Raw genomic sequence first — 12,672 nt, 5'->3', positions numbered from 1 at the left:
CCTTTGTCATGAGCAAAAATTACCGTATCGGCCAGATAGTGCCCAGTTCCAACACCACGATGGAAACCGAGATCCCGGCGATGCTGACGGCACGCCAGTTGATCCGCCCGGAACGCTTTACCTTTCACTCCAGCCGCATGCGCATGAAGCACGTCAGCAAGGCGGAACTGGCGGCGATGGACGCCGAATCGGACCGCTGCGCACTGGAACTTTCCGACGCGCAGGTTGACGTACTGGGCTATGCCTGCCTGGTGGCAATTATGTCGATGGGCCTGGGCTATCACCGTGAGTCCCAGGCCAGGTTGGCGCAGGTTACCCAAAACAACAACGCGGCTGCCCCGGTGATCAGCAGCGCCGGTGCGTTGGTCAATGGCCTGAAGGTGTTGGGTGCCAAACGCATTGCGCTGGTGGCCCCCTACATGAAGCCGCTGACCCAAATGGTGGTGGACTATATCGAGCACGAAGGCATCGAGGTCAAGGTGTGGCGCGCTCTGGAGATCGCCGACAATCTGGCGGTAGGTCGCCATGATCCGGCCAATCTTCCGGGCATTGTCGCCGAGATGGATCTGAGCGATGTCGACGCTATTGTGCTGTCCGCCTGCGTACAAATGCCGTCCTTACCAGCGGTCGCTACGGTTGAAGCACAAACCGGCAAGCCGGTGCTGACCGCCGCCATCGCCACCACCTACGCCATGCTGACCGCACTGGAACTGGAACCGATCGTCCCCGGTGCCGGCGCCCTGCTTTCTGGCGCTTATTAAGGAGGCAAAATGGCAGCCGATAATTCACTTACCGATAACTACCAGGGCGTTTGGGGCAACCGCATCGGTTTCGGCCAACGTCCGGCCCTGTTGGTGGTCGACTTTATGCAGGGCTACACCACCGAGAGTGCGCCGTTGTTTGCCCCCGGCGTGGTCAGCGCGGTCGAGGAATGCGTAGCGCTGCTGGCAACCGCTCGCCAGGCCGGAGTTCCGGTGATCCACACCAATATCCGCTATCATGCAGGGCATTTTGCCGATGGGGGTATTTGGGTGAAAAAAGCACCGGTTATGAAGGACATGGTGGAAGGGAATCCGCTGGCGGCGTTCTGCTCGCAGGTGGCCCCGCTGGCCACAGAGGTGGTGCTGACCAAGCAGTATGCCAGCGCCTTTTTCGGCACCTCGCTGGCCCCGATGCTGGTGGCGCTCGGCATCGATACCCTGCTGCTGGCCGGCTGTTCCACCAGTGGTTGTATCCGTGCCAGTGCGGTAGACGCGGTGCAGCACGGATTCCGTACCATCGTGGTACGTGAATGTGTCGGCGATCGCCACCCTGGTCCGCATGAGGCCAACCTGTTCGATATCGACAGTAAATACGGCGACGTCGTGGCCAAACAGGAGGCTATCGCTTATCTGAAACGGTTGTAATCAAGAGTTTCACCTGCACGGAGTGCTGAAAAATCAAGAAGGCGCGGCAAGCGCCTCAGGCGACCGCCCGAGACAGGGTGGCTGCCAGCAAACACACAACGCTCCTCCTCCGGAGGCCACTATGCACCACCTGGAGACATCATCATGGCCATTGTTGAAACCCCGCTAGCCGGGAAAGCGGGCGCAGAATCGCTTCTGTACCGCAAAATCACCTGGAAGCTGATCCCGTTCCTCTGTCTGTGCTACTTGGCCGCCTACCTCGACCGCATTAACGTCGGGCTGGCCAAGTTGCAGATGGCCGATCAACTGCAACTGAGCGAAGCGGCCTTCGGTCTGGGGGCCGGGCTGTTCTTTGTCGGCTACATCCTGTTTGAGGTGCCGAGCAACCTAATTCTGCAACGGGTCGGCGCCAAGGTGTGGATTGCCCGCATCATGCTCACCTGGGGCCTGCTTTCCGCCTGCACCATGTTCGTCACCACCCCCAATCAGTTTTACGTCATCCGCTTTCTGCTCGGCGTGGCGGAAGCCGGTTTTCTGCCCGGTGTGCTGTATTACCTGACGCTGTGGTTCCCGACTTACCGTCGTGGCCGCATTATTGCGCTGTTCATGATCGGTCTGCCGCTGTCGAGCGTGCTCGGCGGCCCGATTTCCGGCTGGATCATGGGGCATTTTGATATGCGCCACGGGCTGCACGGCTGGCAATGGCTGTTCCTGCTGGAAGGTATCCCCAGCGTACTGTTGGGGATATTGACGTTCTGGGTGTTACCGAACCATTTCCGTCAGGCCAAATGGTTATCCGAGGAAGAGAAACAGCGTATTGCCGAGGATTTGGCAAGAGACGACGCCGAAGCCAGCCACAGTAAACACAGCTTCCGCGACGGCTTCTTTAATCTCAAGGTCTGGATGCTCGGCGGCATAGACTTCTCGATCCTGCTGAGTGCCTATGCGATGGGATTCTGGATGCCGACTTTTATCAAAACCGCCGGGGTGACCGACATTACCACCATCGGTATGCTGACCGCGCTGCCGAGCGTCGCCGCTCTGTTGGGTATGCTGGTGATCGGCACCAGTTCGGACCGTATGCGTGAGCGGCGTTGGCATATCATAGTGCCGTTTATTATCGGCGCGATGGCGATGGCCGGTAGCACCTTCTTCACTCATAGCGTGATCGCCACGGTGTTGTTGTTCTCTGTTGCCCAGGCCGCGATCATCGGTGCAGTGCCGGTGTTCTTCAGCCTGCCCGCCACCTTTCTGCGGGGTACCGCGGCGGCAACCGGCTTCGCGCTGGCCTGCTCATTGGCCAATATTGCCGGGTTGGTGAGTAATTCACTGATGGGGCTGGCGCTGGATCTGACCGGCAAAAGCGGTGGCGCACTCTGGGCGTTCGCCGGTTGCCTGCTGTTAAGTTCGTTACTGGTGGTCGCCCTGCCGGCTAAAGTGGTTAACCGCTGAGGATGTTGGGCTCCGTTCGCGGGGCCCGGCTTATTGGCAGGTAAAATGCCCGTCCGCCGCCTCGCCCATACGTTGCAGCAAACGATGACCAATATTGTTGCTCCAGTTAAAGCTGTTTTGCAGCACCACTACCGCCGTTTTATGGCGCAGATCCAGCCCGATGTAGCTGGAATAGCCACCGATAAACCCCACCTGATAGGTAATTTGCTGGCTACCCACGTCGTCGACCACCCAGGCAATGGCCGCGGCCTCTTTACTACGAGCAAAATGCACGGTCAGCGAGTCTTTCAGTGCCTGATCCAATGCCGCGAAACCGGTCGGGACAAAATGCGCCTGCGCATAGCGCAACAGATCGTCGGCGTCGGTATACAGCCCGGCGGCCCCCATCATGTAAGAAGAAAACTGCCAATCGGGCACCGGCTGCCCACGCCGAATAAACTTGGGCTGATCGCCGGCATGGCCAATGGCCCGCCGCGTGTAGCCCGGCAATTGCTGAGCATCGTAACTGGTGTGGGTCAGCCCCAATGGCTGGAGGATGTTTTCTGTCGTCAGGCGATCGACGGTTTTGCCGGTGCGCCGTTGCAGGATGTAATCGAGCAGCGCATAGCCCAGATTGGAATAGCGCGGCGCTTCCACCGCCGGAGCTTTAAAATAGGCCAGGTCATCAAGGACTTTAGGCGTATCCAGCGAGCCATAAAAATTATCGCCGGTAAACAGGTAGCGGACAAAGGCACCGAGCATCTCCGGCGTCATCATCTGACGTGGCAGGCCCGAGGTATGGGTCACCAACTGCAGCAAGGTAATTTTGGCCGCATCCTTACTGAGCAAGGTACCCGGTGGCAGTAAGGTTGCCAACGTATCGTCCCAATGCAGCACGCCCTTGTTGACCAACACCACCGTGACTTCGGCAATAAATCCCTTGCTGACCGATCCCACGGCAAACAGCGTGTTGCCGTTGACCGGATAGCGCTGCTGCGCATCGGTCACGCCGTAACCATAGGTGCGCGCCTGCCCGTCTGCCGTCAATACGCCCACCACCAATCCCGGCGTCTGCCCGCTGTCGACTATCGGCCGCGCCAGGCTATCGACCTCGGCCTGTAGGTCCGCACTGCACGCCAAACGCCAGCTTTCCAGCGGCGAGGTGTCGGTCGGCATGCGTGACAGCGTGCCACAGGCTGAAAGCAGCAATGGCATAATCAAAGTAAAACAGCGCGTTAGGAGGATTCTTATCTTCATTGCTCACGGGCCAAAAAATAATCGGCGCATGATAAACCATCACACCGCCCATGTCCCCGTGGAATGAAAAAAGGACGCAAGCAAACTTGCGTCCTTAATGGTCCGTCCGGTTAACACCGCAGCCTATTACTGGTCTTTCAAACCACGGTTAATCAGCATCGGCTCAATGCTTGGCGCTTTGCCGCGCCAGTCGATGTAGAGTTTTTCCAGATCCTGGCTGTTGCCGCGCGACAGGATCATATTACGGAAACGCTGGCCGTTCTCTGCAGTCAGGCCGCCATGTTCGGTGAACCACTGGAAGGCGTCATCCGCCAGCATTTCGGTCCACAGATAGGCGTAATAACCGGCAGCATAGCCGTTACCCCAAATGTGCTTGAAGTAGCTGGAACGGTAGCGCGGCGGCACATAGCTGAGATCGATTTTGTCTTTCATCAGTGATTCGGCCTCGAACTTGTCCACGTCCTGCTGTGGCTGGTCGGCGCTCAGCATATGCCAGTGCATATCCAGCAGTGCCGCAGATAGCAGTTCGGTCATGTCATAACCTTTGTTGAACTTGTCGGCCTTTTTGATTTTGTCGACCAGTTCCTGCGGCATGGCTTCACCGGTTTTGTAATGCTTGGCGTAGTGGGCAAAGACTTTCGGATCGCTGGCCCAGTGCTCGTTAAACTGCGACGGGAACTCAACGAAGTCACGTGCAGTGTTGGTGCCGGACAGGCTCGGATATTCCTGATCGGCGAACATGCCATGCAGCGCATGACCAAACTCGTGGAACATGGTGATCACATCATCGTACGACAACAACGCAGGCTGACCCGGTGCCGGTTTGGTGAAGTTGGCGACGTTGTAAATTACCGGCTTGGTGCCTTTGAGCTTCGACTGTTCGACAAAGTTGCTCATCCAGGCGCCACCGCCCTTGTTGTCGCGTTTAAAGAAGTCGGTATAGAACAGCGCCAACGATTTGCCGTCTTTATCGAACACCTCATAAACCCGCACGTCCGGCTGATAAACCGGGATGTCCTTGCGCTCTTTAAAGCTGATGCCATACAGCAGGTTGGCGGCATAGAACACGCCGTTGTTCAGCACGTTATCCAGTTCAAAGTAAGGTTTGATCTGTGACTCATCCAGGTCGTATTTGGCTTTACGTACCTGTTCAGCGTAGAACTGCCAGTCCCAGGCCTCGACCTTGAAATTGCCTTTCTGCTGGTCGATCACTGCCTGAATATCTTTGGCTTCACGTTCGGCACGCGCGGTAGCCGCCGGGACGATATTGCGCATAAAGGTCAGCGCCGCATCCGGGGTTTTGGCCATCTGGTTTTGCAGCTTCCAGGCCGCGTAATTCGGGAAGCCCAGCAGTTTGGCCTGCTCGGCACGGACTTTAGCCAGGCGAGCAATGGTCTGGCGGGTGTCGTTAGCATCACCCTTTTCCGCGCGGTTCCACGAGGCATCAAACAACGCCTTGCGGGTCTCCCTGTCTTTTAGCGTCTGCAATTCCGGCTGTTGGGTGGTGTTTTGCAACACCAGCAGCCACTGCTTATCCAGCTTGCGTTCAGCGGCCGCCTGAGCCGCCGCCGCCAGTTCGCTTTCCGACAGGCCATCCAGCTTGCCTTTATCGCTAATCGCCAGTGCGCCATCTTTGGTCGCCGCCAACAGTTTGTTGGAGAACTGGGTACTCAGCGTTGCCGCTTCCTGGTTCAGCGCCTTCAGCTTGGTTTTATCGGCGTCGGACAGATTGGCCCCCGCCAACTCAAAGTTCTTATAGGTCACTTCTACCAGTCGGCGCGATTCCGCATCCAGTTTTAGCGCATCGAGTTGTTGATAAACCGCCTTGATACGCGCAAACAGCTTACTGTTGAGCATGATGGCGTCATCCAGCGCCGCCAGCTTCGGCGAGCTTTGCTCATCGAGTTTTTGCAACCCGTCGCTGGTATTGGCCGAGGTCATGGCACCAAACACGTTCATCACCCGCGACAGCAACGCGCCGCTTTGTTCCATCGCCACAAAGGTATTTTTAAAATCAGGCTTGGCCGGGTTGTTGGCAATCTTCTCAATCTCTTCCAGCTTCTGCTTGATGCCCGCATCAATCGCCGGGGCATAATCGCTTTCTTTGATCAGATTGAACGGCGGCGCCTGGAATGGCAGACGGCTTTGATAGAAGAACGGGTTTTGGTTCTTTTTGTTGTCGTGTTGGTTGGCTTCACCGGTCACGTTAGCCTCCTTCGCCTGGCCACTTGGCAACGCGCTATGATCCGCGTGCGGGTTGGTTTCTGCTGCCTGTGCCTGCGCGCCCAGCGCCATGCCGATCGCCAGCACCAATGTCGATAAACGCATCAAATCGAAACTCCTCCATGTTCACAGAATAATGTCGTGGGGAATGCAACTCCCCTTGAGTCACATCCTAGCTTAGGCGCAGTTGGCAGATTGAGCAAAAACAAGTGATTAGCCAGACCTAAAGCAACTAATGGATAGGGTTAACCGCCATAACAGGCAATGATCTCTCCGGCCACCGCCACGGCGATTTCGGCCGGCAGTTTGCCTTTAACGTCCGGCAGACCCAGCGGGCAGCGCATGCTAGCGATCGCCGCTTCGTTGATACCGCGCTGACCGAGTTTATATTCGAAGCGTTTGCGCTTGGTCAGCGAGCCGATCAGGCCGAAGTAACCGGCATCGCCACGGCGTAAAATCCGTTCCGTCAGCGCCAGATCCAGCGCGTGGTCGTGGGTCATGACGATGAAATAGCTACCCGGCGGCATGGCGTCGACGATTTCCAGCGGCTCCTCGCAGACGTCTTGTTGTACCCCGACCGGGATAAACGCCGGGAACTCCGCCGCACGGCCATCAACCCAGCGTACCCGGCACGGCAGCGTAGCAAGAATATTGACCAGAGCACGCCCGACATGCCCGGCACCAAACAGGGCAATTTGCGGGCGCGGCGGGATCAAGGGTTCGAACAGCACGCTGGTAGTTCCGCCGCAGCACTGCCCCAGCCGTGCCGCCAACGGGAAACGCTCCAGCCGCAGTGTGACTGCCCCTTGCTGTAGCATCTCGCGGGCAATCGCCAGCGCCTGGAACTCCAGGTGTCCGCCGCCAATGGTATTCACCGCCCGTTCGGTAGTCACCAGCATTTTGGTGCCACGATTGCGCGGCGTGGAGCCCAGCTCATCCACCAGCGTCACCAATACGCAGGGTTCTCCGCGCCGTCGCAAGTCGGCCAGGGCCTCAATCCACTCGTCCATCGCCTTTCTCCTCTGCCAACTCAGTGACAATGTCACTTGAAAGCATTTGCTGTACGCCCCACAGCACCCGCTCCGGCGTGGCCGGTGCGTCGATATTGGGCTGCAGCCGGTAGTCCGCCAGGCTGGCCACCGCGTCCTTGATCGCGCACCAGACCGAGATGCCCAGCATAAACGGCGGCTCACCTACGGCTTTGGAATGGAACACCGTGTCCTCGGGGTTTTTGCGGTTCTCCAGCAGCGTGACGCGCAAATCCGCCGGTACATCACCAATCGCCGGAATTTTATAGCTGGCCGGGCCGTTGGTCAGCAGTTTTCCCTGCTCATCCCACACCAGTTCTTCGCTGGTCAGCCAACCCATGCCCTGCACAAAACCGCCCTCCACCTGACCGATGTCGATCGCCGGGTTCAGCGAGTCACCCACATCATGCAGAATGTCGGCCCGCAGCAGTTTGTATTCGCCGGTCAGGGTGTCGATCAACACTTCTGCGCAGGCCGCGCCGTAGGCGAAGTAATAGAAAGGATGACCGCTGGCTTTGTCGCGATCGTAAAAAATCTTCGGCGTGCGGTAGTAACCGGTACTGGCGAGTGAAATTTGATTGAGATAGGCCTGCTCAACCACCTGTTCGAAGCTGAAATAACGCTCACCCACCCTGACCTGACCATTGTTGAAGACGATCTGCCCGGCGTTAACCTGATGCTGCGTGGCCAGCATGTCAATCAATCGCTGTTTGATGGTCAAAGCGGCATTCTCCGCCGCCTTGCCGTTCAGGTCGGTACCGGACGATGCCGCCGTCGGCGAGGTGTTTGGCACCTTGCCGGTATCGGTTGCAGTGATCTGAATACGCTCTATTTCCACCTGGAACACTTCAGCGACAATCTGCGCCACCTTGGTGTTCAACCCCTGGCCCATCTCGGTACCGCCGTGGTTGAGCTGAATGCTGCCGTCGGTGTAAATCAGCACCAGCGCTCCCGCCTGATTGAGGAAACCGGCGGTAAAGGAGATGCCGAATTTGACCGGCGTCAGCGCCAGCCCTTTCTTGAGGATGGGGTTTTGTGCGTTGAACTGCCGGATAGCCAGCCGCCTCGCATGATAATCCGCACTGTGCTCCAGGTCGGCGGTGATCTCCTGCAACAGGTTCTGTTCCACCGGCTGATGGTAATGGGTGACGTTGCGCTGGTCTTTGCCGTAATAATTGGTTTTACGCACCGCCAGCGGATCAAGCGCCAAATAGCGCGCGATGTGGTCCATGATCTGCTCGATCGCCATCATGCCCTGCGGCCCCCCAAAACCGCGATAAGCCGTATTGGAGGCAATATGGGTTTTACAGCGGTGGCCGGTTATCAGCACATCCTGCAGGAAATAGGCATTATCGGCGTGGAACATGGCGCGATCGACAATCGAACCGGACAGATCGAGCGAGTAACCGCAGTTACCGGCCAGGCTGATTTTCACCCCGTTCAACAGCCCGGCGTCGTCAAAGCCGACGTCATACTGAATATAAAACGGGTGGCGCTTGCCGGTTACCAGCATATCGTCGCGGCGGTTAAGCCGCATTTTCACCGGCCGCCCGGTGAGGTGCGCCACCACTGCACACAGGCACGCCGGGCCGGCGGCCTGAGTCTCTTTGCCACCAAAGCCGCCGCCCATGCGCCGCGTGTCGATAGTCACCTTGTGCATCGGTAAATTAAGCACCGAGGCCACCAGCTTTTGGATTTCGGTGGGGTTCTGGGTCGATGAATACACCAGCATGCCACCGTCTTCGGCCGGCAACACCGAGGCAATCTGGGTCTCCAGATAAAAATGCTCCTGACCACCGACGTGCAGCTCACCCTGAATGCGGTGCAATGCTTGCGCCAGTGCGCCGTCGGCGTCACCGCGTCGATGGTGGTGCGCTTCCTGCACCACGAAGCCTTCCCGCAGCGATTGAGTGACGTCCAGCTGCGCAGGCAGCTCCTGATAGCTCACTTTGACGGCCTGGGCAGCCCGCCAGGCGATTTCCGGATCCTCTGCCGCCACCACCGCAATCACCTGCCCGACATACTCCACCTCGTCTTTGGCCAGCAGCGGATCGCCGTGGGTTAACGGAGCAATATCCAGTTCACCCGGCACGTCCTCCCAGGTAATCACCCGAACCACGCCAGGAAAGTCGTAACAGGCCGACAGATCCAGCTTTTCGATGCGCGCATGCGCTTTCTCACTCAGCTTTGCCGCCAGATGCAACTGATTGGGAAACTCCAGCCGGTCGTCGATGTATTGCGCTTCACCGCTGACGTGCTTGTCGGCGCTCTCGTGTTTGCGGCTGCGGCCCACACCGCTGGTTAGCGACTGACGGAAACTTTCGGCCAACTGCTGCTGGGTATATTCGGGACGTTTGCGATTACTCATGCGTGGTCACCTCGATCGCCAGTTGTGGCTCCGTCAACGCAATGAAATAGCGACGCAACAGATTCTGCGCCACCAGCAAACGATAAGCGCTGCTGGCACGGAAATCGCTCAGCGGCGTAAAGTCCTGCGCCAACGCCTGAGCCGCAAGCTCCACGGTCGCCCGTCGCCACGGCTGCCCTACCAGTTGCTGTTCGCACAATCTCGCGCGTTTAGGCGTCGCGGCCATGCCACCAAAGGCCACGCGGGCATCGCGGATCGTCCCTTGTTCGATGCTCAGGTTGAAGGCACCGCACACCGCCGAAATATCATCCTCCAGCCGCTTGGACACTTTCCAGGCGCGGAAATCCGCCGGCGCCTGGGCCGGCAGCACGATGCTTTCAATAAACTCCCCCGGCTGCAGCGCGGTCTGGCGATAGTCCAGGAAGAAGTCGTTCAGCGGGAGTTCACGCCGCACGGCGCCACAGCGCAGGATCAACTGCGCATCCAACGCCAGCAGCAACGGCGCTGCGTCACCAATCGGGGAGGCATTAGCGATATTGCCCCCCAGCGTGCCCTGATTGCGGATCTGCTGCGAAGCAAAGCGCGCCAGCAGTTCGCCGAAGGCCGGGTGGTAGTTGGTTAATAGCGGGTAAAGGTCGCTCAGCGTGGCTCCGGCCCCAATGATCAGCCGATCATCCTGCCAGCTGATGAGCTTGAGTGCTTCAATCTGGCCAATGGCGATCATCAAGGGTAAATCCTGATGACGCTGGGTGACCTCCAGTGCCAGATCGGTACCGCCGGCCAACAGTTTGGCCTGCGGATGCTGTTGATACAGCGTCGCCAATTCCTCGAGAGTCTGTGGCAACAGGCAACGCTTGTCCACGGCTTCTAGCGGTGTGGCGGCGGGGATCGCCAGCAGGCGTTGCAACGTTTGTTGTTGATGACGGTCGAAGCTGTCTGGCGTTTTGCTGTCGCACGCCTGCTGCGCCGCCGCCAAAATCGGCCGGTAGCCGGTACAGCGGCACAGATTACCGGCCAGTGCCTGCTGTGCCTGTTCGCGATGATAGTTTTCGCCATTCTTTTGCAGGCAAAACATCGACATCACGAAGCCCGGCGTACAAAAGCCACACTGCGAGCCGTGGCAGTCGACCATCGCCTGCTGCACGCTGTGCAATTTCCCTTGCTGTTTCAGGTCCTCCACACTGATCAACTGCTTGCCGTGCAGCGCGCTGACAAACGTCAGACAGGCGTTAACGCTGCGATAGCGCAACTGATCGCCATCCGCCTCCGCCAGCACCACCGTGCAGGCACCACAGTCACCGGAGGCGCAGCCTTCTTTGGTGCCACAGCGGCCGAGATCGCGGCGCAGATAATTGAGCACCGTGGTATTGGGATCGAGCGCAGTTTCATTTTTCAGCGTTTGATTAAGCAGAAACTGGATCATGCGGCCTCCTGATGCGTGGCCGGTCGGTACACCACTTTGCCATCGACGTAGGTTCGGTAAACGTTGCGGTCGTCGCCCAGCGTCATCAGCACAAACAGTTGCTCCGTCAGTTCACGGCTGTTTTCATGACGCAGTTTCTGCAACGGCGATACCGCCGGATCCAGCACCACAAAGTCCGCCTCTTTACCGACTGCGAAATTACCGATTTTGTCATCCAGTGCCAGCGCCCGCGCCCCTCCCAATGTGGCGTGGTAGAAGGCTTCGCTGGCCGAAAGCTGATAGCGTTGCAGTTGAGCGACCTTATAAGCCTCACCCAGCGTTTGCAGCATGTTGAAAGTGGTACCGGCGCCCACGTCGGTCCCGATGCCCAGCTTGACCTGCTTGTGCCAGGCTTTTTGCAGATTGAACAGACCACTGCCGAGAAACAGGTTGGACGTCGGGCAAAAAGCGATGGCCGAACCGGTGTGGCACAGGCAATCCCACTCTTGCTCTTCCAGATGCAGGCAGTGGGCAAACACGCTTCTCTCGCCGGTCAGTCCGTACTGATGATAGACATCCAGGTAACTGCGGTTGTCCGGGAACAGCTCTTTCACCCAGGCGACTTCTTCCTGACTCTCACTCAGGTGAGTGTGCAGATAGGTATCCGGAAACTCTTCACGCAACCTTTGTACCTGAGCCAACAGCGCCGGGGTGCAGGTGGGCGCAAAACGCGGTGTGATGGCATAGCTCAGCCGTTGCTTACCGTGCCAGCGTTCGATCAGTTCGCGCGTCTGTCTGTAGCTCTGTTCCGGGGTTTCCAGCAGTTCGTCCGGCGCATGGCGGTCCATCATCACCTTGCCGGCGATCAGGCGCATATTCAGCGCCGCCGCCTGACTGAACAGCACTTCAACCGACTGCGGATGCACGGTGCCGAACACCAGCGCCGTGGTGGTGCCGTTGCTTAACAGTTGCTGCAAAAAGAACGCCGACATCTTGCCGGAGTGCTGCTCGCAGCAGAATTGGCTTTCTGTCGGGAAGGTGTAGTGCTTTAGCCATGCCAGGAGCTGATCGCCATAGGCCCCGATCATTTCGGTTTGCGGATAGTGAATATGGGTATCAATAAAGCCCGGCACGATCAGTTTGTCCTGATAGTGGGTGACCTCAAAACCCGGCGACAACAACCTTTCGCCCTGCTGCCAGGGGCCAAACCAGACAATGCGGCCTTCATCGAGCAGCAGCAATCCATCAGGAATATGGCGCAATTGCTGCTCCAACTGCTGCGGTTGATCGACGCAGGCAGCAATATCGAAAAAATTGCCACGGATCGCCGTGGTGAATGACAGGCTCATTTTGCTTTCCTTCTCTACCGGCCAGCGCACAGCCCCGGCTGAGTTATTTCAGCCCGGGGAACTATGGCGGTCTTTTTATCGATCGCAGGTGATGTTTTAAGGATAGCAATCAGCGTGCCAGTTGGTTTTTTATTGGCTCTTATTATTTAAAAACAACAAGATAAATACATGACATCCAATAATCCGAGTAGATAAAAATAAACAGAAA

9 protein-coding genes are annotated in these 12,672 nt (G+C 57.9%); 3 read left to right on the top strand and 6 right to left on the bottom strand.

What is annotated here, in order from left to right; all coding sequences use genetic code 11:
- Positions 1-8: 8 nt before the first annotated feature.
- The 3 genes from E5C26_RS11775 (at position 9) to E5C26_RS11765 (ending at position 2,858) form a co-directional block, all read left to right on the top strand.
- The gene (locus E5C26_RS11775) at positions 9-761 is read left to right on the top strand and encodes a maleate cis-trans isomerase family protein (protein ID WP_135316463.1); all 753 of its coding nucleotides are present in this window, start codon (positions 9-11) and stop codon (positions 759-761) included.
- Between the two features lie 9 nt (positions 762-770).
- Complete coding sequence (locus E5C26_RS11770; protein ID WP_135316462.1) at positions 771-1,406, top strand: N-carbamoylsarcosine amidohydrolase; 636 nt, start codon at positions 771-773, stop codon at positions 1,404-1,406.
- A 144-nt stretch (positions 1,407-1,550) separates the two neighbouring features.
- Positions 1,551-2,858, top strand: coding sequence for an MFS transporter (locus tag E5C26_RS11765; protein ID WP_135316461.1), 1,308 nt, complete (start codon positions 1,551-1,553; stop codon positions 2,856-2,858).
- A 30-nt stretch (positions 2,859-2,888) separates the two neighbouring features.
- Here the strand turns inward: E5C26_RS11765 and E5C26_RS11760 are convergent, their stop codons facing one another.
- The 6 genes from E5C26_RS11760 to guaD all read right to left on the bottom strand — a co-directional run bounded on the left by E5C26_RS11760 (position 2,889) and on the right by guaD (position 12,464).
- The gene (locus E5C26_RS11760) at positions 2,889-4,052 is read right to left on the bottom strand and encodes a serine hydrolase domain-containing protein (protein WP_240776017.1); all 1,164 of its coding nucleotides are present in this window, start codon (positions 4,050-4,052) and stop codon (positions 2,889-2,891) included.
- Between the two features lie 168 nt (positions 4,053-4,220).
- On the bottom strand, positions 4,221-6,422 hold the full coding sequence (dcp, locus tag E5C26_RS11755; RefSeq protein WP_135316460.1) for a peptidyl-dipeptidase Dcp: 2,202 nt from the start codon (positions 6,420-6,422) through the stop codon (positions 4,221-4,223).
- 140 nt (positions 6,423-6,562) lie between these two features.
- A complete protein-coding gene (xdhC, locus tag E5C26_RS11750; protein ID WP_135316459.1) occupies positions 6,563-7,327 on the bottom strand; it encodes a xanthine dehydrogenase accessory protein XdhC in 765 nt (254 codons plus the stop codon).
- Complete coding sequence (xdhB, locus tag E5C26_RS11745) at positions 7,311-9,713, bottom strand: xanthine dehydrogenase molybdopterin binding subunit (RefSeq protein ID WP_135316458.1); 2,403 nt, start codon at positions 9,711-9,713, stop codon at positions 7,311-7,313. The genes xdhC and xdhB overlap by 17 nt, the downstream gene beginning before the upstream one ends.
- Entirely contained in the window at positions 9,706-11,136 is a 1,431-nt protein-coding gene (xdhA, locus tag E5C26_RS11740) for a xanthine dehydrogenase small subunit (RefSeq protein ID WP_135316457.1), read from the bottom strand. The genes xdhB and xdhA overlap by 8 nt, the downstream gene beginning before the upstream one ends.
- Positions 11,133-12,464, bottom strand: coding sequence for a guanine deaminase (gene guaD, locus E5C26_RS11735; RefSeq protein ID WP_135316456.1), 1,332 nt, complete (start codon positions 12,462-12,464; stop codon positions 11,133-11,135). Before guaD ends, xdhA begins: the two co-directional genes overlap by 4 nt.
- Positions 12,465-12,672 lie beyond the last annotated feature (208 nt).

Origin of the sequence: Serratia proteamaculans, from assembly GCF_004684015.1 — a bacterium.
GTDB lineage: Bacteria > Pseudomonadota > Gammaproteobacteria > Enterobacterales > Enterobacteriaceae > Serratia > Serratia proteamaculans_F.
Note: the sequence above shows the minus strand (reverse complement) of the source record. Positions and strands in the feature narration are given on the sequence as shown.

Coding starts and splice junctions, on each gene's coding strand:
- guaD (WP_135316456.1), bottom strand. CDS start 12,464: ATGAGCCTGTCATTCACCACGGCGATCCGTGGCAATTTTTTCGATATT.
- E5C26_RS11760 (WP_240776017.1), bottom strand. CDS start 4,052: ATGCCATTGCTGCTTTCAGCCTGTGGCACGCTGTCACGCATGCCGACC.
- dcp (WP_135316460.1), bottom strand. CDS start 6,422: ATGCGTTTATCGACATTGGTGCTGGCGATCGGCATGGCGCTGGGCGCG.
- E5C26_RS11770 (WP_135316462.1), top strand. CDS start 771: ATGGCAGCCGATAATTCACTTACCGATAACTACCAGGGCGTTTGGGGC.
- E5C26_RS11765 (WP_135316461.1), top strand. CDS start 1,551: ATGGCCATTGTTGAAACCCCGCTAGCCGGGAAAGCGGGCGCAGAATCG.
- xdhA (WP_135316457.1), bottom strand. CDS start 11,136: ATGATCCAGTTTCTGCTTAATCAAACGCTGAAAAATGAAACTGCGCTC.
- xdhB (WP_135316458.1), bottom strand. CDS start 9,713: ATGAGTAATCGCAAACGTCCCGAATATACCCAGCAGCAGTTGGCCGAA.
- E5C26_RS11775 (WP_135316463.1), top strand. CDS start 9: ATGAGCAAAAATTACCGTATCGGCCAGATAGTGCCCAGTTCCAACACC.
- xdhC (WP_135316459.1), bottom strand. CDS start 7,327: ATGGACGAGTGGATTGAGGCCCTGGCCGACTTGCGACGGCGCGGAGAA.